The organism is Candidatus Palauibacter scopulicola, from assembly GCF_947581915.1.
Classification (GTDB): domain Bacteria; phylum Gemmatimonadota; class Gemmatimonadetes; order Palauibacterales; family Palauibacteraceae; genus Palauibacter; species Palauibacter scopulicola.
In genome coordinates, this window is the sequence record NZ_CANPWG010000014.1 from 100,510 (window position 1) to 123,794 (window position 23,285).

At 67.8% G+C, this 23,285-nt stretch carries 16 protein-coding genes and 1 tRNA gene; 9 read left to right on the forward strand and 8 right to left on the reverse strand.

Going from position 1 to position 23,285, the window contains the following annotated elements:
- Window positions 1-31: 31 nt before the first annotated feature.
- A tRNA-Ala gene (locus tag RN743_RS03320) sits at window positions 32-104 on the forward strand.
- 29 nt (window positions 105-133) lie between these two features.
- Window positions 134-2,185, forward strand: a complete 2,052-nt coding sequence (locus RN743_RS03325; protein WP_310776248.1) for a S9 family peptidase — start codon at window positions 134-136, stop codon at window positions 2,183-2,185.
- Between the two features lie 29 nt (window positions 2,186-2,214).
- Here RN743_RS03325 and RN743_RS03330 read toward each other — a convergent pair whose 3' ends face one another.
- Genes RN743_RS03330 through RN743_RS03340 form a run of 3 tightly spaced genes read right to left on the reverse strand, consistent with a single transcriptional unit; the run spans window position 2,215 to window position 5,165 of the window.
- Complete coding sequence (locus RN743_RS03330) at window positions 2,215-3,378, reverse strand: serine hydrolase domain-containing protein (protein ID WP_310776250.1); 1,164 nt, start codon at window positions 3,376-3,378, stop codon at window positions 2,215-2,217.
- Between the two features lie 40 nt (window positions 3,379-3,418).
- Window positions 3,419-4,699: a 6-bladed beta-propeller gene (locus RN743_RS03335; protein WP_310776251.1), complete on the reverse strand. Its 1,281-nt coding sequence runs from the start codon at window positions 4,697-4,699 to the stop codon at window positions 3,419-3,421.
- 19 nt (window positions 4,700-4,718) lie between these two features.
- Entirely contained in the window at window positions 4,719-5,165 is a 447-nt protein-coding gene (locus RN743_RS03340; RefSeq protein WP_310776253.1) for an SRPBCC family protein, read from the reverse strand.
- Between the two features lie 130 nt (window positions 5,166-5,295).
- Between RN743_RS03340 and RN743_RS03345 the strand changes: the two genes are divergently transcribed.
- Window positions 5,296-5,979: a DUF2461 domain-containing protein gene (locus tag RN743_RS03345; protein ID WP_310776255.1), complete on the forward strand. Its 684-nt coding sequence runs from the start codon at window positions 5,296-5,298 to the stop codon at window positions 5,977-5,979.
- A 30-nt stretch (window positions 5,980-6,009) separates the two neighbouring features.
- Here the strand turns inward: RN743_RS03345 and RN743_RS03350 are convergent, their stop codons facing one another.
- Window positions 6,010-7,284 carry a hypothetical protein gene (locus RN743_RS03350; RefSeq protein WP_310776257.1) on the reverse strand — a complete coding sequence of 425 codons (1,275 nt, stop codon included), beginning with the start codon at window positions 7,282-7,284 and terminating at the stop codon, window positions 6,010-6,012.
- 226 nt (window positions 7,285-7,510) lie between these two features.
- Window positions 7,511-9,805, reverse strand: coding sequence for a fused MFS/spermidine synthase (locus RN743_RS03355; RefSeq protein ID WP_310776260.1), 2,295 nt, complete (start codon window positions 9,803-9,805; stop codon window positions 7,511-7,513).
- A gap of 242 nt (window positions 9,806-10,047) precedes the next feature.
- Here RN743_RS03355 and RN743_RS03360 point away from each other — a divergent pair, with 242 nt between their 5' ends.
- Complete coding sequence (locus RN743_RS03360) at window positions 10,048-11,457, forward strand: amidohydrolase family protein (protein ID WP_310776262.1); 1,410 nt, start codon at window positions 10,048-10,050, stop codon at window positions 11,455-11,457.
- 47 nt (window positions 11,458-11,504) lie between these two features.
- Here the strand turns inward: RN743_RS03360 and RN743_RS03365 are convergent, their stop codons facing one another.
- Complete coding sequence (locus tag RN743_RS03365) at window positions 11,505-12,680, reverse strand: oxygenase MpaB family protein (RefSeq protein WP_310776264.1); 1,176 nt, start codon at window positions 12,678-12,680, stop codon at window positions 11,505-11,507.
- A 209-nt stretch (window positions 12,681-12,889) separates the two neighbouring features.
- Between RN743_RS03365 and RN743_RS03370 the strand changes: the two genes are divergently transcribed.
- Entirely contained in the window at window positions 12,890-16,084 is a 3,195-nt protein-coding gene (locus tag RN743_RS03370) for an efflux RND transporter permease subunit (RefSeq protein ID WP_310776266.1), read from the forward strand.
- A gap of 3 nt (window positions 16,085-16,087) precedes the next feature.
- Here the strand turns inward: RN743_RS03370 and RN743_RS03375 are convergent, their stop codons facing one another.
- On the reverse strand, window positions 16,088-17,059 hold the full coding sequence (locus RN743_RS03375; RefSeq protein ID WP_310776268.1) for a squalene/phytoene synthase family protein: 972 nt from the start codon (window positions 17,057-17,059) through the stop codon (window positions 16,088-16,090).
- Between the two features lie 20 nt (window positions 17,060-17,079).
- Window positions 17,080-18,444, reverse strand: a complete 1,365-nt coding sequence (locus tag RN743_RS03380) for a M24 family metallopeptidase (RefSeq protein ID WP_310776270.1) — start codon at window positions 18,442-18,444, stop codon at window positions 17,080-17,082.
- Window positions 18,445-18,590: 146 nt separating this feature from the next.
- Here RN743_RS03380 and RN743_RS03385 point away from each other — a divergent pair, with 146 nt between their 5' ends.
- From RN743_RS03385 to RN743_RS03400, 4 genes are read left to right on the forward strand one after another with little or no spacing between them, the layout of a single operon-like run.
- Window positions 18,591-19,889, forward strand: a complete 1,299-nt coding sequence (locus tag RN743_RS03385) for an aminotransferase class I/II-fold pyridoxal phosphate-dependent enzyme (RefSeq protein WP_310776272.1) — start codon at window positions 18,591-18,593, stop codon at window positions 19,887-19,889.
- Window positions 19,880-20,830, forward strand: a complete 951-nt coding sequence (locus RN743_RS03390; protein ID WP_310776274.1) for a hypothetical protein — start codon at window positions 19,880-19,882, stop codon at window positions 20,828-20,830. The genes RN743_RS03385 and RN743_RS03390 overlap by 10 nt, the downstream gene beginning before the upstream one ends.
- A 4-nt stretch (window positions 20,831-20,834) precedes the next feature.
- A complete protein-coding gene (locus RN743_RS03395; protein ID WP_310776276.1) occupies window positions 20,835-21,644 on the forward strand; it encodes an ABC transporter ATP-binding protein in 810 nt (269 codons plus the stop codon).
- Window positions 21,641-23,278: a hypothetical protein gene (locus RN743_RS03400; protein WP_310776278.1), complete on the forward strand. Its 1,638-nt coding sequence runs from the start codon at window positions 21,641-21,643 to the stop codon at window positions 23,276-23,278. Before RN743_RS03395 ends, RN743_RS03400 begins: the two co-directional genes overlap by 4 nt.
- Window positions 23,279-23,285 lie beyond the last annotated feature (7 nt).

The window sequence follows — 23,285 nt, forward strand, 5'->3', positions numbered from 1 at the left end:
TGTGGGACTCCCTGTTATCCCACCGCATCGAGGGGCCGTAGCTCAGTTGGGAGAGCGCCTGCTTTGCAAGCAGGAGGTCGTCGGTTCGAATCCGATCGGCTCCACTTCCCGCCAGGCCCGCATGGAGGTACCAATGATGCCCTCTCGGAACTCCACCCTGACCCTCGTCGGACTCGGGATGCTCCTCGCGGCCGGTCTGCCGCCGGGTGTGGGCGCGCAGTCGCCGGGAGCCCTTCTCTCACTCGATGACTTTCTCAACTGGGAGGAGATCGAGAGCTCTGCGATCTCTCCCGATGGCCGGCAGATCATCTACACTCGCAAATCGGTCGACGCGATCGACGACCGTTGGCGAAGCGAGAGCTGGATCGTCAACGCGGACGGCACCCGAAACCGTTTTCTGATGAAGGAAACCGGCGTCTCGTGGTCGCCCGATGGAACCCGGATCGCCTACGTCGCGCCCGGGGAGCCGCGCGGGCCCCAGATCTTCGTGCGCTGGATGGATGCGGAGGCCAGCACGACCCAGGTCACCCACCTGATCCGGGGGCCTTCCCAGATCACATGGTCGCCCGACGGGCGCAGCATCGCCTTCGCAATGAGCGAGCCGATCCCCCCCGAACCCTGGGATCTGGAGATGCCATCGCCGCCGCCGGGTGCCAACTGGGTGGCGCCCCCGCGACTCCGCGGCACCGGGTATCCGGCTGGGCAGTACAGGCACATCCACGTGGTCGACGCCGAGGGAGGCACGCCGCGGAAGGTCACGGACGGGCCGGCCTCCTACGGGCAACCGGCCTGGAGTCCGGATGGCTCGACGATCTTCGCCTCGGGAGGTGAGGTCGGTGGCGCCTTCGGTTTCCCCATGCGAACGAACATCTACTCGATCGACGTGGCGACCGGGGAGCGGCGCGCCATCACTTCGGGTCGCGGCCGCGCAGGGGCGCCGGCGGTGTCGCCGGACGGGCGACGCGTCGCGTACACGTGGCGTGATTCGACCCACCGGTTCGTCAATCCCGAGGTGCGCGTGATGGACGCCGACGGATCGAACGGCCGCGATGTCATGGGCGCTCTCGACCGATCGCCGAACGGTCTGTGGTGGGCTCCGGACAACAGCGGTCTCTATTTCGGCGCCCAGGATCGAGGAACCGTCAACCTATTCTTCGCACCCGTGAGCGGAGAGGGCGCCCGCGCGGTCACGGAAGGCGATCATCTGCTGCAACCGCACGGCATGTCGCGAGACGGGCGGATGGTGGCTCTCAGGACGGACCCCATGGAGGCCGGTGATCTCGCGGTTTTCGACCTGGATCGCCCCTCCGATATCCGTCAGGTCACCGATATCCACGCCGACGTGCTGGACCACCGGCAGCTCGGGGAGACCGAGGAGATCTGGTACACGTCGCACGACGGTCTCGAAATCCAGGGCTGGATCGTCAAACCGCCGGGGTTCGATCCGTCGAGACAGTATCCTTTCGTGCTGGGCATCCACGGCGGGCCGCACGCCATGTACGGGTTCGGAGCGTCACCTGTCGGCGGCAGCACGTACTACTGGTTCGATTGGCAGTACCTGGCGTCCCGGGGATACGTCGTGTTGTACACCAACCCGCGGGGCAGCACGGGGTACGGGGCTCCATTCGCCGACGCCATCACGGACCGGTACCCGGGCGAGGGCGACTACCAGGATCTGATGCACGGCGTGGATGACGTGATCGGGCGCGGATACGTCGACACCGACAACATGTTCGTGTTCGGGTGCAGCGGCGGCGGAATCCTGACGAGCTGGGTCGTCTCGCACACGGACAGGTTCGCGGCGGCGTCCGCCAACTGCACCGTCAGCAACTGGTTGTCGTTCGAGTCTCAGCGCGCGCGGTACGGGTTCTGGAGCTTCCGATTCTGGGAGGATCCGACGAGACACCTCGCACATTCGCCCATCATGCGCGTGGACGACGTCACGACGCCCACCATGCTGATCGCGGGCGGTGAGGACGAGAACACTCCGCCGAACCAGGCCGAGGAGTTCTACAACGGGCTGCGATACCTCGGCATTCCTACGGCTCTTGTGGTGCTCAACGACGAGCGACATGGGCTGCACGACCGCCCCTCGAACTACATCCGGGCGTGGGCCATGATGCACAGCTGGTTCCAGCGCTGGTCCACCGCGGAAGCCGTTAGCGCCAACGGCAGACGCCGTTAGCACCAGCGGCAAGCGAGATACGACTCGGTTCAGCGGGCCTCGATGAAGAGGTCGGCGATCTCCTGGATCGCGTCTCCGAACACGAGTGCGCCGCCCTGCGGATAGCCGATGTCGGCGATGTTCGCGGCGACGGCGACGGCCACGCCGTCGTCGGGGTAGATGATGAGCAGCGCGTTGCCGCCGATCGCGCCGCCCGCGTGCCCGACGGCGCGGCGCCCGCCCACCCGTGAGGGCGGCATTAGGCGCCAGCCGATTCCGACCCCGATTTCCTCGCCGGAGGCCGTGCGCTGGGAGGTCCACACGAGGTCGAGCGTCTCCCGGCTGAACAGTCCCGGCTCCAGATGCGCGTGGGCGAAGCGCAGCAGATCTTCCGTCGTGGAGAGGAAGCCGCCCCCGGCCCACTTGTGGGAGTTGTCGATGTGGCGGGCGTTGATGAGGCGGCCGTCCGGCGTGCGGTCGTAGGGGCGCGCGCGGTTCACGATCAGGCTGTCGGTGTGGTCTCCGCCCGTGTGGAGCATCCCTAGCGGCTCGAACACCTCCTCGCCCAGATACTGCAGGAAGCCCCGTCCCGACGCCGCCGCGATCACGGCGCTGATGAGGTTGAATCCGTAACTCGAATAGGACCATTCGGTCCCGGGCTTCGCGACGAGCGGGTCGTCCCGGAAGAGGTCGAGCGCCTCGAACACCGTCTCGTAGCGCCGCGTGAGGTAGTACTCCGCCTCGATGTCCACGTAGTGCCGGATTCCCGCGAGATGTCCCGCCAGGAGCCGCGTCGTGATCTCCCCCTCGGGCTTGTTGGGGAAGGAGGGGACGTACGCCTGCACCGGTGCATCCAGGTCGAGTTCGCCCCGCTGGTGAAGGAGCGCGGCGCCGGCCGCGGTGAGGATCTTGGAGACGCTCCCGATCCGGTAGCGGGTCTGCGGCGTCGCGGGGCTACGAAGTTCGAGGTCCGCGTACCCCATCCCCTCCGACCACACGACCCGGCGGTCCACCGATACCGAGATGGAGAGCCCGGGGATGGACATCGCCCGCCGCAGCGAGTCGAGCTTCCCGCGAGAGGTCGCGATGACCTCGGCCCACCGGCCCTGGTCCGTCCGCGCGAGGGGCAACTCCTGTCCGGCGACCTCCAGCGGAACGGCGAGGACCAGCACGGCGACCGCGCCGACCGCCAGCCCTGCGTGCCGTCTTCTCACCGCGCTTCCAAACGATCCAATACCAGCGCCGCCGGTGACCTCAACTCACGTCCGGCGGCAGACGCTTCACGACTACGGTCTGCACGTCCAGTTCGTCCCGTTCGATGAAGGCGGCCAGCCCTTCCGGGCCGAACGCGTCGGGGAGCGGCGTGGCTCCGGTGCGGTAGCTGCCGAGGTAGCGGCCATCCGCGGCAAGGATGTCGATGGGGCCGTCGCTGACGGGCTCGTCGCCCCGCCGCAGGACCCAGATGCGGCCGTTCCAACTCGTGCGCAGGTCTCGCACGATGGGGACCTCTTCGGCGAATTCCAGCGTCTCGATCTGCTCGCGCTCCTGGGCCCCGCCGCCGGTCCCGGATACCACCAGTCCGTCAGCGGACCGGGAGACCGAACCTTCGGGACGACCTTCGATGTCCCGCAACCTGCGGTCCTTCTCCGCCTGCATCACACGTTCCGTAACGGGCTCGGGTGAGAGGGGCCGGGTGAGGATCGTACCGATCCGGCCCTCATCCCGTTCCGCGACCTTTATCGCGTACGCGGAGGAATCCGAGAACGCGATGCGACCGCCGGGGAGGACGCCCGCGAAGAGCTCCGGCTCAAACCCTCTCCGGGGGCCACGGCTCATGATTTTCTGCCGCCCCCCGGGGAGGACGTGCTCCCTCAGCCTGGTCCAGGCGGGGCCCCAGACGTCGGCTGCGGGCTCCACCGCCGCCTCATCCCCACTGAGGGAGATCCGTTCGATCGTACGTGGGTCGGGGAAGGCGATCGTGGTTTCGCCCGGCACGGCCCGAAACGCAGAGCCAAGCACTATCGCACCCCGAATGAGAGACTCTCCACCAACCTCGGCGTCCATCTTCCGGATCCACGTGACGCGGCCCATGCGTACCATGCGTTCGAGGTCCCCGGTGGGAGCGAAGATGTGGTAGGCGCGATGTCCCATGTCCGCGACGACGACCCTGCCGTCGCGCATGACCACCATGTCCAGGGCCGACTGGAATTCACCCGGCCCGTCGCCTCTGCGGCCGAATTCGCGAACGAAATCGCCGTTCGGGTTCACGACGACGACCCGCGCGGCCAGGCGGTCGAACACGTGGAGGTTCCCGGCCTCGTCGAACCCCACGCGGCCGACCGTGCCGAACTCCTGCCACGCCTCGCCGAGCGCGGCGCCGACGCGGTAGACCTCCTCGAAGTCGGGCTCGAGCCAGCGGTCCTCGCCCGGAAGCTCGATGATCTCCTGCGCAAGTCCCTCGCCCGGCGCCGCGGAAGCCGCCAACGCGGCCAGCAGCGTGGCAGCGATTCGGGTCGGCCTCCCTCTTGCGAGCATGTCGGTCACCTTCTTCCCGCTATCCGGCCGCCTCGGCGTATGCCTTCACGGCATCGAGGTCGGCTTCAATCGCCCTGGCGATCACTCTCTTCATGAGCGGCGTGGCGAGTCTGGCCAGGAGCTTGTGAGGCCGCGCCTCCATCACCATGACCAGCCGCGTCCCGCGGCCATCCGGGTCCGGTTCGACGGTGAAGGTCGTGTCCCAGACCGTGCCGCCCGCGTCGGACACGAAGCGAACCCGCTCGTCTTGGACGTACTCGGTCACCTCCAGCTCCGTGGTCGCCCTTCTGCTCCCCATGAGCCGTGTCTCCCGGAAGCGGGCGCCGACGCCTGTCCTTGTCTCCGACAGGAACTCCACGTGCTCGATGTGCGGCACGGCCTTCGAAAAGTTGGAGATGTCGGCGACGGTTAAAAAAACCGTTCCGACCGGGGCGTCGATGGTCCGGCTGAGTTCGGTGCGCGTCATGGCGGGAGGCTTTCCGGTCGATGGCCTGTCGGGTCGATGGGGATTCCCCGGCTTGTTTCGTTCGGGCCGACGTCCTAGGTATCGGCCCCGCTCATCATACCCGTCTCCCCAGCCGACGAGCCACCGTGCAATGACCGCCTACTTCACGCCCGACACCTTCAGCTTCCTGAGCGAGTTGGCCGCGAACAACGACCGCGAGTGGTTTCTGGCCAACAAGTCGCGGTACGAGGCGGAGGTCAAGGAGCCGGCGCTCCGCTTCATCTCCGATTTCTCCACGCCCCTCGAGGAGATCAGTCCCCACTTTCGCGCCGACCCGAGGGCGAACGGCGGCTCGCTCTTCCGTATCTACCGCGACACGCGTTTCTCCCGGGACAAGAGTCCGTACAAGACCCACACCGGCATCCAGTTCCGGCACGAGGCGGGCAAGGACGCCCACGCTCCCGGCTTCTACCTTCACATCCAGCCCGGGCACTGCTTCACGGGTTGCGGCTCCTGGCGCCCCGGCGGGCCGGCGCTCCGCAAGATCCGCGCGTCCATCGACGAGGATCCGCAGGCCTGGAAGCGGGCCTCGCGCGACCCCGCTTTTCGCGGGACCTTCGAGCTTTCGGGCGACTCCCTCGTCCGCGCCCCGCAGGGCTTCGCCGTGGATCACCCGCTGATCGAGGACCTGCGGCGCAAGGACTTCATCGCCGTCGTGCAACTGGGCGAAGAAGACCTGATGTCGGGCGACTTCCTGGAGAGATTCACCGCCCTGTGCCGCACCGCCGCCCCGTTCCAGCGCTGGCTGTGCCGGGCGACCGGCGTCTCGTACTGAGGGCGTTCGCCGGGTTTTCGAATCCTGCGGTCAGTTCACCGGCAGCGGGAGCCGCTTCACGACGACGGTCTGAATGTCGAGTTCATCACGTTCGATGAACGCGGCGAGCCCGCCCGGGCCGAACGCGTGCGGGATGGCGGTCGCGTCTGCGGGATAGCTTCCGATGTAGCGCCCATCGGGTGCGAGGAGGTCGAGAGGGCCCCTTGAGACGGGCTCCTCGCCCCTTCGCCGGACCCAGATGATTCCGTTCCAACTCGTCCGCACGCTGCGGACGACGGGGACTTCCTCGAAAAACTCCAGCGACTCGATCCGTTCCCGGGCCCGGTCTCCCAACCCGGGTCCAGTACCGCTCACGCCGCCGGGCATCAGCCTGACCGAACTCACGCCTGCTTCCTTCAGTTGCCGGTCTTTCTCGGCTCGCTTCATGCGCTCCGTGACGGGCTCGGGCAAGAAGGGCCGCGTCAGGATTCGGCTGGCCACGCCATCCCGCTCCGCGATCTTGATCGCGTAGGCCGACGAATCCGAATACGCGAGCCTTCCATCGGGGAGCACGCCCACTGCGAGCGGCGGTTCAAACTCTCGGCGGGGACCCTCCAGGCTCACGATGCGACGCCCACCGCCCGTTTCCAGGGTTTCGGGATCGGAGCGCGGCGGCATCCAGCCCTCGGCGGCGACTTCCCTCACCGCGTCGGCGCCCGTGAGGTCGATCCGTTCGATCACCCGGGTCTTCGGGAACGTGAAGTCGGACTCGTCCGTCTCTCGAAAGTCCACGGCGAAGCCCCTGACCCGCGCATCCACGATGAGGGACCGACCTCCGGGCTCCGGCCAGTGCATCCGGATGATCGCCAGTCCGGGCGGGCCGTCCATTCGCACCATGCGCTCCAACTCGCCGCTCGGGCCGAAGATATGGTAGGCGTGATGTCCCATGTCGGCGACCACCACGCGGCCATCGGACATGACCGCCATGTCCTGAGCGTGCTGAAATTCGCCCGGTCCCTCTCCCCTCCCTCCGAACTCGCGCACGAGTTCTCCGTCCGGACCCACGACCGTGATCCGTCCCGCGAGACTGTCGAACACGTACAGGTTCCCGGCGGCGTCGAAACCCACGCGCCGGATCGTGCCGAACTCCTCCCACGCCTCTCCGAGCGCGGAACCGACCCGGTAGATCTCGTCGAAATCCGCCTCGAGCCAGCGGTCCTCGCCGGGGAGTTCGATGATCTCCTGCGCATCCGCGCCGATTACCGGCGCCGCGAGACCCGTCAGCAGGACCGCGAAGACCCGGATGCGATGTCCCGTTCTCATCATCCGTCGTTCGCTCTACGCGCCCACCCGACGGCGTCCGACACATCCGTATCCGAAAGGCCGAGTTCGGCCAGTTTCGCTCGAGCCGCATCCGCGCGCGTCACACGCACGGGGGTAGGCACGATTCGACCCTTTTCCGTGTGTTTCTTGCCCATCCGTTCAACTTTCTCCCCGCTTGAGCCGGCGGCAACTCGGGGTCAGCTTCCCGGCCTTCACGCGAGCCGAAGCGCTAGCGGGCGGGCATGAAGAAGGCGTCGTTGTCGGTGATGACGGGGCCGCGGCCGATGTAGCGCGTCAGGTCGCCCTCGGCCATCGCCACGTAGCCGGCGATGGCCTCCGGGGGACCCAGATCCCGGACGACCATCGGGTTGGCGGCCGCCCGCGTTAGCACCGACTGCATCACGACGGACGACATCGGCTCTCGCGTGGCGACGACGTAACTGTGCGTGGATCCGGTGGACCACAGCACCATGTTGGGGAAGATGTCCCAGACGGTCCGCAGAATGTCGCGATAGTCGTCTTCGCGAACGCCGTGGATCGGGATCCACTGCATGAAGACGCCGTCCTCGGCGAGCCGGCGCTCGATCAACTGGTAGAACTCGCTCGTGAACAGCGCCCACGAACTCGCGTTCGCGGGGTGCGTCGCGTCCACCGAGATGATGTCGTACGACGCCTCCGTCCGGAGGAGGAAGTTCCGCCCGTCTTCGACGTGCAGCTGCAGCCGCTCGCTGTCGAGCACGTCGTAGTTCTCCTCGGCGTAGACGGCGGCCGCCTCCATCATCTCGGGAGAGAGATCCACCGCGTCGATGACGGGGATGTCGTGCGTGTTCATGGTCCCGGTGGCGATCCCGTTGCCGAAGCTGAGGACCAGGGCGTTGCGGGCGCCGGGCCGGAGCAGCGGCGGAAGGTGTCCGAGCAGCCGGAACGCCGACATGCTCGCGCGGTCCGTCGGCACTTCGTCGCGGCCGTTGACGAAGGAGATCTTGTAGTTGTCCTCCGGGACCTCGAGCACGGCGACGGTGGTCTCCACGCCCTCCTTGTAGAAGATGAGCCGGTCGACCTCCGTGTAGTACGAGCCGAGATAGAAGCCGGTGGGGAGGACCGCGACGGCCACGATCATGGCCGCCACCGCGCCTGCCGGCGCGAATCGCAGCGCCCGCCGCCCCCCGCGGTCGAAGCGAAGCGCCGCGGCTCCGAGCGCGAGGTTCAGCAGCGCCAGCGCCACCGTCGTGTTGCGGAGTCCGAGGAGGGGCACGAGCACGAACCCCGCGCCGAGCGAGCCGGCGATGGCTCCCAGCGTATTGAACGCGTTCACGCGGCCGATGCGAAGCCCCACGGCCTGCGCCCGCTCGCGGGTGTACAGGCTCCCGACGACGGGGAACAGCGCCCCGAGAAGGACGGAGGGAGGAAAGAGCGTGACGAAGGCGATGAGGAACTCGTAGGCGACCGTGTAGCCGCCGAACCAGTCGTCGAGGTGGAGCGCGGGGAGTCGAGCGAAGGCGTGGAGGATGAGGACGGCCAGCAGTCCGATCGCGAGCTGGATCGCCCCGAAGTGCCTCAGCGTCGCCCTCCGCCGCCGCAGGACCCAGCTCCCGCCCGCGCCCCCAAGCGCGAGTCCGGCGAGGAAGACCGTGAGCATGAGGGAGAACGAGTACGCCGCGTGCGAGGAGTGGATGTAGAGTGTCCGCGCCCACACCACCTCGTAGCCGAGCGCGATGAAGCCGGAGATGGTGTACGCGATCGCCACGTAGCGCAGCCCCCCGGCCGAGATCGGGAGCGCGGCCTCGGCGGGTCCGACAGCCGGTCCGGCGGCGACCGCCGCATCCGTCGCGTCCCCCCCTCGCCCCCGCGCCTCGGCCTCCCCGTGCGCCGCGCCGGTCGGCCGCGGGGCCCGGGCCGGCCGCATGAGCGCGAGCGCACCCGCCCCGACGAACAGGTTGATCGCCGCGCCGAGGAAGATCGTCTCCCGCGCGCCCATGTACCGGAGGAAGACGAGTCCCGTGAGGACGCACCCCAGGGCGGCGCCCGCCGTGTTCACGAGGTAGAGCCGCCCCACGTCGCTCCCGACGCGCCCGCCGTGCGTCGCGTAAATCCGGCTCATGACGGGCAACGTGGCCCCGATGAGGAAGGTCGTCGGCGTGAGCACGGCGAGAGAGAGGACGAGCCGGCCCAGCGTGAGCCAGAAGCCTCCGGCCGGGAGGGCGTTGCTGAGCCCCGGGTAGATCGAGTGCAGCGCCCCGAGCAGGAAGGGCGACAGCGCGGCGAGGGCCGCGATCCCCACTTCGAGCGCCGCGTACGTGCCCAGGGGCCGCGCGTGCGCGTCGATGCGCCTGCCCATCGCGTAGCTGCCCAGCGCGAGCCCGATCATGTAGGCCCCGATGACCGTGCTGTAGGCGTAGACGCTGACCCCGAACGTAAAGACGGACTGCCGCACCCAGGCGATCTGGTAGATCAGCCCGCTGACCCCCGACAGAAAGAAGAGGGCCAGCAGCACGGTCCGCCATGCACGGCTATCGGACATCATCCGGGGATCGTCGGTCGGGGCATCCAGGTCGCATCCAGGTCGGCGGGCTCGTTCTGGACGGGAGATGAGGTGTCGGTCGGCGGCAACGTAGTCTGCCCGCCGGGGAGTCGATAGCCCGACCCGGTGCGCCGCGCCGGCCCCGCGCCGCGTGCTTCCGGCCGTCTGGCCGCGCCCGGACGCGGGCAACAGGTTTCGCAGGTGCCGTCCACTGGATGACCACCCGCCGACTCGAGGAGCGTCCGATGCGAACGACAGCGATGACCCTGCGGACCGCGGTGCTGGCCGCGGCCTTCGTTCCCTCCGCCCCTTCCCTGGCGCACGGCGCCGTCCCCGCGATAGCTGTCGCCGGCGCCCCCGCGATGGTTGCTGCCCACATCCCGGCGGCCCAGGAGGTGACGGCGATCCGGGCCGGCCGGCTCATCGACGGCACGGGCCAAGCGGCGCGCGAAGATCAGGTCATCATCGTACGTGACGAGCGGATCGAAGCCGTGGGCGACGCGGCGGCCGTCGCGATTCCGGCCGGCGCGCGGGTCGTCGACCTGAGCGGACACACCGTGATGCCCGGGATCGTCGACGCGCACGCACACCTCTCGATCCGGCCCGACATTCGCACGCTGCGGGGTCAGCTGGAAGGCATGGAGCAGCACGACGCCATGCAGATGGCGCGCATCGTCCGGAACATCCGGGTTCAGCTCATGTCCGGCGTCACGAGCGTCTACGTCGTCGGCGAGGTCCACTACAACGACATACAGGCCTCGCAGGCGGTGGAGGAGGGGATCGTTCCGGGCCCCCGGATCTACCCCAGCGGGAACTTCATCTCGACCACCGCCGGCCACGGCCCGGCGGAGTACCGGACCACCAACGGCCCGTGGGAGATGCGCACGTTCGTCCGGCAGAACTACGAGATGGGGGCGCATCACATGAAGCTGACGATCACCGACCGCGCGCGGGTGGGGCCCAACAACGGCACCCCGTACGCGCCGGGCGAGAGCAACTACACGAAGGAAGAGATCGACGCGGCCGTGAACGAGCTGCATCGGCTCGGGATCGAGGCTACGGCGCACGCGAACGGCGAGTCCATCCGCTTGGCGGTCGAGGCCGGAGTCAACTCGATCCAGCATGGCGGGAACCTCAACGAGGAACTGATGGACCTCATGGCGAGTCGCGACGTGGGGTTCGTGAACACGTACACGATCGGCTACCAGAGCGTCTTCAACGAGTGGGGCTTCCTGGACAACGAAGCGGGCGACATCCGCGACTGGCTCGAGCGCGGACGCCAGGTGCACGAGCAGGCCCTCGAAGAGAACCCGGGCCGGGCACAGCGGCGGCTGGACCGCCTCGGACAGCTCCGCCGTTCGAAGGAGAAGGGCGTCAAGGTTGGCATCGGGACGGACAGCATGCACGGGTACATGCTGCTGGAGATGGAGAACCTCGTCGCCGCCGGGTTCACGCCGCTCGAAGCGATCACGGCGGCCACGGGGCTGAACGCCGAGATCGTGGGCATCGAGGATGAAGTGGGGACGGTAGAGGCGGGCCGCTTCGCCGACATCATCGCGATCGACGGCCGGCCCGACGAGAACATCCGCGACCTGGGGAACGTGGCGTTCATCATGGTCGGCGGCCGCGACCAGTCCGCCCTCAGTTTCCGGTAACGGCGCCCGCCAGGGGGTAGGCGGCGCCTGTCAGGCGGTAGCTGCGTCTACCAGGGCCGCGACGCTTCGTCGTGGACCGTGGTCGGCAGGCTGTAGGACTGCTCGAAGTCGCCCACGTTCGAGATGTCGAGCATCTCCATGTAGTCGTACCCGGAATCGAGTCTGTGGAATCCCGGAATCCGCTCGAGTGCCACCCTCCGCAGCCGGTGCTTCAGCCACAGCAGCGGGACCTGCGGGATCCTCCGGGACGGGGGGAAGAGGAACTGGTCGGCGAGCTCGTCTCCGACCAGTTCCCGACACACCTGGTAGATGAAGGTCGCGAAGGGCCGGCGTTCCTTGGGGTCCTTCACGCCCAGCAGGAGCGGAGCGCTGTTCACGATGCTGTTCGCCATGATGATGGCATCGTCGTCCGGGGGGGGCTCGCACAACATCCCGATCTCGAATCGGCGGCGCGCCTCGTCGTAGTCCTCGAAGAGAATCGCCTCCGGCACGCCCATGATCCACGCGGTATACCTCCACACGTGGACGTAGCCCTCCCACTCCATGTCGCTGAACTTGGCGCCGAGGCGCCTGGCATGCTGGAGGAGACGAGCGGAGAAGGTGGTTGAGGCGAGCAGGATATTGGCGGCGCTGATCGGCAGGCCGTGCGCCGCCGCGTTCCATTCGTCGGAGTCCTTGAGCAGCATCCTCGACTGCGCGTGCACCAGCCGGATCCGAAGCGTCAGTCGCCACCCGTCGCCGCCCGGTTCCATCCCGCCGGGGAGATACTGGTCGGCCAGGTGCAGCAGGTTCTGGCGGAGGCGGCGAACGCCGTTCTGAGTGATGCGGCCCCGAATCCGGAAGGACTTGCTGATCAGCGTCGAGAAGCCTTCCACGATCGCGGCTCCGGCCAGAGCTGCCGGAATGATGTTCGAATTGCGGATGAAGCCGCGTGTGGCCGCCTGCGCCAGTTCCGGCTCGTACCAGTCCGGAATGACGGACACCTCGTTCACCAACTCCCTGAGGGAGTCGGGCAGGCCGTCGGGCAACTGCAACGGGTCCCGCAAGGCCGAAGCGATGAGCGGGTGCACCTGGTTGGGGGAACAAGTGGCCGCGAGATCCTCGACGACGCGATCGGCAAGTGGGTCGCCGATGGTCGTATGGCGGATGAAATCGTCCGCCAATCGGGCGTCGACAGCCCGCGCCGCCTCGTACCCGTCAGCGTAGCTGGACGGAATCCTCATATGAGCGTCAGTCTCGTCTCTCCATTTCGAACGAAGAGAATACCATGCCAACCGTAGACAATACCTTCCGACAGGGATTGGCAAAAGTTTCGGGGCGGGATTCCCCGGAGGCCGTTCGTCGGCGCACTGGCGAATCGACCGCCCGCCGCGTAAACCGTTAGGCCTGCGAAGGCCGAAGAGGGGAGGTGGGACACATCACCGAACACCGTGTGAGTGACGAAGGTCACGTCGACCGAAGGAGTACGCGGGGCCCCATCGGCTTCATGGCGAAGAACGGCATCGCCGCGAACGTGGTCATGCTGTTTCTCGTCCTCGCCGGGCTGGCCTCGGCCCGGAACCTGGTCCAGGAAGTCCTGCCCGATTTCTCCCTGGACCGCGTCCAGATCGTCGTCCCCTATCCCGGCGCCGCTCCGGAGGAGGTCGAGGAGTCCATCGTCCGCCGGATCGAGGAGCAGATCCGGGCGGTGGACGGCCTGAGCCGGGTCGCATCCACCGCCTCCGAGGGGCTCGCGTCGGTGATCGCGGAGTTCGATTCGGGAACGGATGTCAACCGCGCCCTCAACGAGGTGAAGGCCCAGGTCGACCGCATTCCGACCTTCCCGGCCGCCGCCGAACGGCCCGAAGTACGGGAAATCACCAGTCGGCAGAGCGTCATTCGTCTCCTCGTGTACGGCGATGTGCCGGAGCGGACGCTCAAGGAGCTGGCATACGGCATCGAGGAGGGACTCTCCGCCCTTCCCGAGGTGTCGCTGGCCGAGATCAGCGGTGCCCGTCCGTACGAGATCTCGATCGAGGTGCCCCTGAGACGGCTCCGCGCCCTCGGCCTGACCCTGGACGACATCGCCTTCGCGGTGCGGCAGAGTTCGCTCGATTTGTCCGCCGGCAGGGTGTCCACCAGCGGCGAGGACATCCTCGTGCGCACGCTGGGACAGAACTACGAGCAGGTGGATTTCGAGGAGATCATCCTCCTCGGCCGGCCGGATGGCACGTCGGTTCGCCTCGGCGAAATCGCGACGGTGCGGGACGGGTTCGCCGACACCGATCTCAGCGTGCGCTACAACGGGCAGACCGCGGTCCGGGTCGACGTGTACCGGACCTCCGACGAGCAGGTGCTGGACATCGCCGAAGCCGTAAAGCGGTATCTCGACGCCGAAGTCGTGCCGGCCCTGCCCGAGGGCGTCTCGGTGGACCTGTGGAAGGATGACTCGGAGGAAGTCAGCGGGCGCCTCGGCCTCATGACGGAGAACGCCCTGATCGGATTCGCGCTCGTCTTCCTGGCGCTGGCGCTCTTCCTGGAAATCCGGCTCGCGATGTGGGTGGCCGTGGGTCTGGCGGTGTCGTTCATGGGGGCGTTCTTCGTGATGGGCTTCCTCGGCATCTCGATCAACATGTTCTCGCTGATGGCGCTCGTGCTGGCGCTGGGCATCGTCGTGGACGACGCGATCGTCGTGGGAGAGAGCATCTTCGCCGAGAGAGAGCGCGGACAAAGGGGGCTCGCGGCCGCCATCCGGGGCACGCGTCGCGTCAGCACTCCCGTCATATTCTCCGTTCTCACAACGGTCACGGCCTTCGCCGCGCTCCTGAACGCGCCCGGCCCGCAGGGAGAACTCGGCCGCGGGATTCCACTCGTGGTGATCGCGGTGCTCGTGATCTCGTTGGTGGAATCGCTGCTGGTTCTCCCGAACCACCTGTCCCATCTGGCGGCTCCCCGCGTGCGGAGATCCGGCGCGGCCCAGCGGATGCTTCACCGGGCGCAGAGGACGGTGGACCGGATCATGAAGCGCATCGCGGACGGCCCCCTCGACCGGGGACTCCGCCTGGCGACGGAGCAGCCCTCCATCGTCCTCGCCGCGGCGGCCGGCCTGCTCGCGATCTCGCTGGGGGTGGTGGCGTCGGGCATCGTGCCCAATCAGTTCATCACCCCGATCGAGGGCGATGTCGTGTCGGCGAACCTGGAAATGCCCACGGGGACTCCGGCCGAACGCACGTCCAGGATCGTCGCCGAAATCGAAGCCGCGGGACACCGGGCCGTGGCGCGCCTCTCGGAGGATGGCGACGAAGGCGAGGATCCGCTGGCGTTCGACGTCGCCGTCACGGTGGGCGAGTTGGCGGCGCTGTACGACCCTCTCGGCGGAGACGCGGTGGAGGCGGCTCGAGGCCACCTCGGCACGGTGCAGTTCAAGCTCCATGACTGGGATCGCCGGGGCATCGCCGCTTCCGATTTCGAACGCGTGTGGCGAGAAGAAGTCGGGATCCCCGCCGAAGCGAAATCGCTCTCGATCTCGTCCAACCTTCTCGGCCTGGGGTTGCCCGTTCACTACGAACTGTCCCATCCGGATCCCGCTCGCCTGGAGGCCATTGCGGGCGAGTTCACGACCGAGCTGGCCGACGTGGAGGGGACCTTCGACGTACGGAGCAATCTCGATGAAGGGTTCCGGGAACTGCAGTTGGAGTTGAACCCGGGGAGCCGCTCCCTGAACCTGACGCTCGACCGCTTCGCGACGCAGGTGCGCTCGGCCTTCTTCGGGGCGGAAGCGCTCAGGGTGCCCCGGGGCCGCGAAGACATGCGGGTGTGGGTCCGGCTGCCCGAGGAAGAGCGCAACTCCGCGACCGACGTGGAGAACTACCTCGTCCGCACGCCGGGCGGGGAGGTGCCGCTGGGTCAGATCGCCTCCGCCGGATTCTCCCGCTCGTCAGCCGCCATTCACCGGGTCGACGGACGCCGCGCCGTCACGATCACCGCGGACGTGGACCCGCGCATCGCCACCGGCCAGCAGGTGAACGCCAGGCTGGACGACGAGGTTCTCCCGCGACTGACGAGCGAAAACCCCGATCTCACCTACACGTACGGCGGCCAGAGAAAGGAGCAGGATCACGCGATCTCCGTGCTGGGCCGGTCGCTCATCCTCGCCCTCCTCATCATGTACAGCCTGATGGCGATCCCGTTCGGCTCGTACACGCAGCCCCTCATCATCATGGCCGCCGTGCCGCTGGGCGCGATCGGCGCCCTGGCCGGCCACATGCTCCTCGGTCTCAGTTGGGGACTGTGGTCGCTGTACGGGCTGGTCGGCGTCTTCGGCGTGGTCGTGAACGACTCGCTCATGATGATTCGGTTCATCAACGACCTCAGAGCCTCCGGCCTGGAGCCCGCCGATGCGATCATCGGCGGGGCCAAGGAGAGGTTCCGGGCGATCATGCTCACGTCGATCACCACATTCCTGGGCGTCTCCCCGCTCGTCTTCGAGACGAGCACCTACGCTCAGCACCTCGTGCCGCTGGCGACCTCCGTCGGCTTCGGCGTGTTCATCGCCACGATTCTCCTCATGGTCGTCGTGCCGGCGCTGGTGATGACGCAGTACAACCTCGCGGCGCGGCGGGAACGCTGGCGGCTGGGGCGCGCCTGATCTTCAGGCGCCCCGCGCGGCGAGCTGACGGCAGTACCGCGCGATCCACCGATTGGAGAAGCCGAAGAGTTTCGCGCGGCGCGTGATGGCGAGGACCTCGCGGCGGGACATCTTCGTCTCCCGGTCCAGCACCTCCGGATTCGTCCGACTGATGGCCAGGGTCCGCACCGCGAAAAGGAGCGGGAGCAGGCAGAAGAGGCGCACCCGATGGTATCGTCGCGGGATCATCCGCAGGTAGCTCCGGGCCGCCGCCAGGTGGCGGTCCGCCTTCGCCACGAGCCGCTCGAGCACCGTCATCGCCGCCGCATGGTTCGCGGGCTCGAACAGTTCGCCCGGATCCATGCCGGCGGGGAGGAAGGACGCGGGCACGTACACCCAGCCGCGATGCCGGTCCTCGTGCAGCCCTCTGATCACGTTGACCGTCTGCAGCGCGAGGCCGAACTCTCTCCCCAGCGCCATCATCCGCGTACGATCCCTTCCGACGCCCGACAGCCGATGGGCGAACAGTTCCGTCAGCAGGTGGCCCACCCGCCCGGCGACTTCGTGCATGTAATCGTCCAGGTCCTCTTCGGTTCCGAACTCCGATCCCCGCTCCGTCCACCGCGCCATTCCGGCGCTGGATTCCCGCACGCGGCGCACGATGATCTCGCGCGCCTCGGGCGCCAGGCGGTCGAGTCCTTCGAGCACGCGCGCCGCGTCCCGGGCCACCGCTGCGTCCGGGATGTCTTCCGCGGCCTCTCCCAGGCGATCGATGAGGGCCGTGCGCCCCGGACCTCCGCCGAGCACGCGCCGCCACGCTTCGAGCAGGCGGACCTTCTCGTTCTCCGCGATTTCCTGATTGTCCTCCAGGTAGTCGGAAACGCGCAGCAGCAGGTAGGCCACGGTAATCTCGTCCCGCAGAGGGCGCGGGAGGATCTCGATGCCGACGGCGAACGTGCGGCTCGCCCGCACGAGAAGCTCGTGAAGCGGGGCCATCCCCGGAAGAGAACTCCCGGTCAAGAGACAGTTCTGCCAGCGGCGGGATCGGACTTGATCAGAAGGAGGCGGCTGTTCGCGGGGTAGAGCCACTCGGCCCCCCGTTCGGTGACCACCGCATCGTCCTCCAGCGGCACGCGCAACTTCGCGCCCCCCCACTCGGGCACGGCCGTGTACGCGAACATTTCGATCGCGAGGAGGTTCGTCGGCACGACCTCGAAGGTGAGGCGGCGTGGGTTCCATGTCGCGATCGAGGGGCCGATCCCGTGTCCGAGATTGCCGACCGAGTGATGGCCTTCCCAGGTCACGTCCGTCTGCGGGCCACCTGTGGGCTGGTTGAAGGGAATGGGATTGAACCCGGCCGCCGTGAGCGCGGCCCCGATCCGATCCATGTTCTCGCGCGCCGTGATGCCGGGCCGGATCGCGCGGCGCGACACCTCCCGTGCTTCGATGGCCCGGTCGAACGCGTTCTGCACCCCCGGCATCGCCTCCGTCTCCTCCGGCCGCAGCACGTAGGCGACACGCTTCATGTCCGTGCAGAAGTTCAGGTGGCAGACGCCCCAGTCGATCATCATGACGTCGCCGCCCTGGATGATCCGGTCGCTGGACGTCGCCTCGATGCCTTCGGGTCCCGTGATATAGATGGACGGAAAGCCGAAGGAAGAGCCGAGCCCGCGCTCGAGCAGCCGGTCCATGAGCCACCACGCCACATCCCGGAGCGTCGTGACGCCGGGCGTGACGACTTCGTTCGAGAGGGCCCGTTCCGCGAGTTCGCGCGAGATCTCGCCCGCCTCGGCGAAGCCCGCGATCTCCGAAGCGACGCGGCGCGACCTGAAATCGGACACGAGCTTCTCGGCGGAGACGAAACGCGACGCCCACGGTTCGCCCAGCGTCTCGGCGAGGTGCTGGTAGCCGGTATGGGACAGTCCGTCCGCCGCGCCGATGTTCGATCCCATGTTGAGCCCGATCCGCTCCGGGTCCCGCTCGGCGATGAACTCCCGGAGATCGAAGTTGCCGGTGACGATGTCGTAGGCGCCGTTCCCGGCCAGCAGGTATCCCCCGATTCCCAGGGCGGCGCGTTCGATCCGCTCTCCGCCGCGGTCGGTGAAGACGTAGTAGCCGATGGGATTCACGTACCCGGGGCCGAAATCGGGCGTGAGCGGATCGTCGAGTCCCTCGCGGCGCATCGTGATCCACATGTCGATCCCGTTCTCGCGCATGACCTCGGGCAGCACGACATCGAACTTCTCGCGCCGCATCTGGTTCATCCGCTCCCAGCGCCGCCGCGCCTCCTGCGACTCCGCGGGAACGGGAAGCAGAGGAAGCAGCAGCGCCGCCCAGAATCCGGCGCGCGCGATCCGACCTGTCAGAGCGACTCGATTCATGGGTCCTCCCCCTGTGTCCCGAATTCCGCGCCGATGCGGCTCAGACAACTCGACATGGAGGCATCGTATCGGGCCGCGCGGGAAGCATCAAACGGACCGAGAGCCGATCCACTGGCACCCGGGAAGCGGCGGGGACATTATCGGGCATGACGATTCTGGCGCGGCGTCTGGCCGATCTGGGGACCGAGAACGCCTTCAAGGTCAACGACGACATCCAAGTGTGTCTCGACCGCGGGATGGACGTCATCCGTTTCAACATCGGGGCGCCGGACTTCCGCAGTGCCCCGCACTTGAATCGGGTGGCCGTGTCCGAACTCGAGGCCGGGAACTCCGGGTACTGCGACGCGGCGGGACTCCCGTCCTTCCGGGAGGCGATCGCGCGCCACGTTTCGGCCACGCGCGGGATCGACGCGGGGGCGGACCGGGTCGTCGTCACGCCGGGGGCCAAGCCGCCCATCGGCTACACCTTCCAGACGTACGTGGACCGGGGCGACGAGGTCGTCTACCCGAGTCCAGGCTTCCCCATCTACGAATCCTGGGCCACGTTCGTAGGGGCGCGTCCCGTGCCTCTGCACCTCTCGGAGGAGAGGGGCTTCGCGTTCACGGCGGACGACCTCGGGGCACTCCTCACGGAGCGGACCCGGCTCATCATCCTCTGCTCGCCGTCGAATCCGACCGGAGGCGTGCTGTCGGCGGAAGATCTCGCGGGCATCGCGGCGGTGATCCGCGAACGCTGTCACCCGGACGTCCGGATCTATTCCGACGAGATCTACGAGCACATTCTCTTCGACGGCCTGGAGCACCAAAGCATCGCGTCGCACGAGGGCATGGCGGAGAGAACGGTCATCGCGAGCGGCCATTCGAAGGGGTTCGCCATGACGGGGTGGCGCCTGGGCTGGGCCGTCCTGCCGACGCCGGGGGAGGCCGACGTCTTCAAGAATCTGAACATCAACATCATGTCGTGCGTGCCGCCGTTCCTGCAGGAGGGGGGCCGGGCGGCGTACGAGGATCCGGCCACGGCCGGCGTCGTGGCGCACATGGTGGGGGAGTTCGAGCGGCGGCGGGACTTCATCGTGCCCGCGCTCAACGCGATCGAGGGCCTGAGATGCCAGTTGCCGAAGGGGGCGTTCTACGTCTTCCCGAACATCTCCGGCGTGTGCGAGCGGCTGGGCGTGTTCGAGACGTACGAAGCGATGCCCGCGGAGTCCCGCGCGCGGACGACGCCGTCGGGGATGCTGCAGATGTTCCTGCTCTACCGGTACGGCGTGGCCACGATGGACCGGGCCTCCTTCTGCCGCATCGGCTCCGAGGGCCAGCACTTCCTCCGCATCTCGATCGCGAACAGCATGGAGGACATCGAGCGCGGCGTGGCTCGCATCGGGCGCGCCGCCGCCGACCCGGACGGATTCCGGGAGTTCCTGGAGACGGAGCGCCTGTGGGACTGAGGCCTGCGGCGACCCTGCCGCTCGTCGTCCTGGCCATCGGGGCCATCGCGGGCGAGGGCAGGGCACAGATCGTCCAGCCGGCCCAGGACGCCTACCGGGCCCTCGTGCTCCAGGCGCCGGCCAGCGTGGAAGCGGCCGCCTACGGGAACGCGCCCTACCTGCGCGGTGGCGGAGCGGACCTCCTCTTCTACGCACCTGCCCTCATAGGGCGCGCGGGCGGCATGGCGGCGAGTCTGCACCGATACGGCTCGGAGGGCACCCTCGCGACGCTCGCCTCGAAGGGCAGCGTCGGCTTGGGCGACTTCGCGGTGGGTCTGCAGTACATGCGCTACGGCGGCTCCGGTACCGCCGCGCTTCCGGACCTGCAGTACGCGGCGTTCGGCGACGGCGAATCCGTGACCGAGTTCGCTGCCTCGCTCGGCTACGCACGCACGCTGTTCGGCGTGGTCGATGCCGGTGTCGTGGCCAAATACCTCGAACTTCACTTCCTGCGCGCGCTCCGGGATCGCGCGCTAGTGGTGGACCTGGGGGTGGCGCGCGAGTTCGGACCGACGATGGTCAGCCTGACGGCCCGCAACCTGGGATCGGATGTGAAGACGAGGACTGTCACGGACATCACGGACAGAATCCCCACGCAACTGGCCCTGGGCATCTCGACGGAGAGTTTCGAGGTCGGGGAACTGGACATGTTCCTCACCGGCCAGGTCGCCCGGCGCCGGGACGGCGAGGTCATCCCGGCCGGCGGCGTCGAGGTCTCCTACTGGCCCGTTCAGGGCTACACGTTCCGCCTCCGCGCCGGACTCCAGCGCGTGGTGGAGGACAAGAGGAGCCCGTTCACCTTCGGGCTCGCGTTCACGGGTGACGCCCTGACCCTCGAGTACGCGTTCCAGGCCTTCGACGTGGACGGCAACGCCCACCGCTTCGGCCTCTCCTTCCGCTAGACCGTTGATCGAGACCCGCGGTCTGACCCGGCACTTCGGCGCCACGAAGGCGGTCCAGGATCTCGACCTCCGCGTCGAGCCCGGCGAGATCCTCGGCCTGCTGGGGCCGAACGGGGCCGGCAAGACGACGACCGTGAAGATCCTCACGTGCATGATCAAGCCGACGAGCGGTTCCGCAGCGATCGCCGGCTTCGATGTCGAGGAGGATCCGCTGGAGGTCAAGCGCCGGATCGGCTACGTCCCGGAGGCGGGGGCGTTGTACGAAACGCTCACCGCCGGCGAATACCTGAACATGGTCGCGAACCTCCGGGGCATCGACGGGGAGAGCGCGAACCGGAAGATCAACGAGTTGCTGGATCTCTTCGACATCTTCGACGCGCGGGACCGGCGGCTGGTCGGGCACTCGAAGGGGATGCGGCAGAAGGTCCTGATCAGCGCCGCGCTGCTGGGCAACCCGGAGGTGCTGTTCCTCGATGAGCCGCTGAGCGGGATCGACGCGAACGCCGCCCTCGTCGTCAAGCAACTCCTGCGCGAACTCGCCGCAAAGGGACGGACGATTCTCTTCTGCTCGCATATCCTCGAAGTCGTGGAGCGGATCTGCACGCGCATTGTGATCGTCGACGGGGGCCGGAAGATCATCGAGGGCGTGCCGGACCGCATCGCCGCCGAGGCCGGCGCCGCGAGCCTCGAAGAGGCGTTCGCCCGGCTCACGGGCGTGAGAGATGCCGGAGACGTCACCCGGGACCTCCTTCGTGCGCTCGACGATTCCGTTCCGGCCGCCAAGGCCCCGGAGTCCGCCGCGCGTCCGGCATGAAAGCCGCGGCACGGCTCGGGCAGTGGTGCGTCGAGAAGCTCGGCGCGGACTACACCCAGTGGCGGGTGCTCACGCGCGTGATGCTGAAGACGGACTTCCGTTCCGCCTCGGCCCTGCAGATGGGGAACTCTCCCGCCCGCGAAGGTGCCGGCACACAGTGGATGTCGTTGCTCCTGTACGGCGCGTTCGGCCTCTACGGCGTGGCTGTGGCCGTCGTGCTCCCGGATCTTTTTCTGGCTGCCGTGTGGTCATTGAGCATGATGGGACTCGTGGTGGCGATGGTCATTCTCATCGACTACGGATCCGTCGTCATCTCGCCGACCGACTACGAGATTCTCGCCCATCAACCCGTCTCATCGCGCACGTACTTTCTCGTCAAACTCACCAATGTCCTTCTCTACGCGGGGATGATCGGCGCCCTCGTCACGGGACCCACGTGGATATTCCTCGGCGTCAGGCACGGCCTCATCACCGCGGTCGTCTTCCCCGTCATAGCGGCCGCCGCCATCACCTGGACGGCCCTCGCCATCGTGTCAGTGTACGCGTGGCTGGTTCGTGTCGTTCGGCCCGCCCGATTCGACCGCATCCTCTCGTACATCCAGGTGTTGCTCGTGACGGCCGTCGTGGCCGCGCCGCTGCTTCTGGGCGAACTGGAGGATCGGTTGGAAGCGGTGGAGATCGGCACATCTCCCGCCCTGTTCGCCCTTCCGGCCGCCTGGTTCGCCAGCGCCCTGCCGCTCGTCAACGGGGAGTGGAGCGTCACCGGCGTGCTCGCCGTCCTCACCGCGGCGGGGAGCACGGTCTGTCTCTTCTACATCGTGAGCCGACGTCTGTCGCTCTCCTACGCCGAGCGGATGGGTGCCCTGCTCACCGCCTCTGCCTCCGACCGCAGCAGGGTCTCGCCAATGCGGTCCGCGAGGCGCCGATTCCCCGTGGAGGTGCGGGCAGTGGCCACGTTGCTGAGGGGCCACTTCAGACACGACAGGAACTTCCGGATGGCGGTGCTGAGCATCCTGCCCATGACGCTGCTCTACGTCTATCTGTCATTGCGCGAGGGGTCGCTTCCCGACCCGTTCGTCAACCTGGGGTTCGAAGCAAGTCGTCTCTGGACGATCCATTTCGTGGTGATCGGGGGTCCGCAGATGTTGCTGGAGAGCCTCTTCCGCAGCGAGTCCTTTCGCGCCGGCTGGATCTTCTTCGCGTCCCCGGTGGACCGCGCGAAACTCGTCACCGGTGCGGGTCACTGCATCGCGCTCTTCGTACTCCTTCCGTACCTGACGATCCTGGGTGGGGTCTTCGTGTGGGCCTTTGGGGATGTCCTTCACGCCGGCGCGCACGCCGTCGTCCTGGGGCTGGTCTCCAACCTGGCCGTTCAGGTGAGATTGCTGCTGGCGCCGCGCCTCCCCTTCTCCGAGCCTCCGGCCAAGGGCGGCTTCAGCGTCGGCGTATTCTCGGCGATGGTCGTGTCCGGGGTCTTGATCGGGCTGCTGCCCCTGGCGCTCGGCGCCGCGTACGCAGGCACTGCCGCGACGATCGCGACCATCGTGGTGCTGGTACTCGCAAACGCCGCGGCGCCCCGGCTCGTAGCACGCCGGATCGCTCCCCGCCTGCAACGCCTGGAGTTCGCCGGCTGACGGCCGG

What these genes read in the sequence shown, in the direction of transcription:
- RN743_RS03350 (WP_310776257.1), bottom strand. Translation starts at nt 7,284, where the DNA reads ATGATGAGAACGGGACATCGCATCCGGGTCTTCGCGGTCCTGCTGACG.
- RN743_RS03345 (WP_310776255.1), top strand. Translation starts at nt 5,296, where the DNA reads ATGACCGCCTACTTCACGCCCGACACCTTCAGCTTCCTGAGCGAGTTG.
- RN743_RS03355 (WP_310776260.1), bottom strand. Translation starts at nt 9,805, where the DNA reads ATGATGTCCGATAGCCGTGCATGGCGGACCGTGCTGCTGGCCCTCTTC.
- RN743_RS03335 (WP_310776251.1), bottom strand. Translation starts at nt 4,699, where the DNA reads ATGCTCGCAAGAGGGAGGCCGACCCGAATCGCTGCCACGCTGCTGGCC.
- RN743_RS03375 (WP_310776268.1), bottom strand. Translation starts at nt 17,059, where the DNA reads ATGGCCCCGCTTCACGAGCTTCTCGTGCGGGCGAGCCGCACGTTCGCC.
- RN743_RS03365 (WP_310776264.1), bottom strand. Translation starts at nt 12,680, where the DNA reads ATGAGGATTCCGTCCAGCTACGCTGACGGGTACGAGGCGGCGCGGGCT.
- RN743_RS03360 (WP_310776262.1), top strand. Translation starts at nt 10,048, where the DNA reads ATGCGAACGACAGCGATGACCCTGCGGACCGCGGTGCTGGCCGCGGCC.
- RN743_RS03340 (WP_310776253.1), bottom strand. Translation starts at nt 5,165, where the DNA reads ATGACGCGCACCGAACTCAGCCGGACCATCGACGCCCCGGTCGGAACG.
- RN743_RS03400 (WP_310776278.1), top strand. Translation starts at nt 21,641, where the DNA reads ATGAAAGCCGCGGCACGGCTCGGGCAGTGGTGCGTCGAGAAGCTCGGC.
- RN743_RS03385 (WP_310776272.1), top strand. Translation starts at nt 18,591, where the DNA reads ATGACGATTCTGGCGCGGCGTCTGGCCGATCTGGGGACCGAGAACGCC.
- RN743_RS03380 (WP_310776270.1), bottom strand. Translation starts at nt 18,444, where the DNA reads ATGAATCGAGTCGCTCTGACAGGTCGGATCGCGCGCGCCGGATTCTGG.
- RN743_RS03325 (WP_310776248.1), top strand. Translation starts at nt 134, where the DNA reads ATGATGCCCTCTCGGAACTCCACCCTGACCCTCGTCGGACTCGGGATG.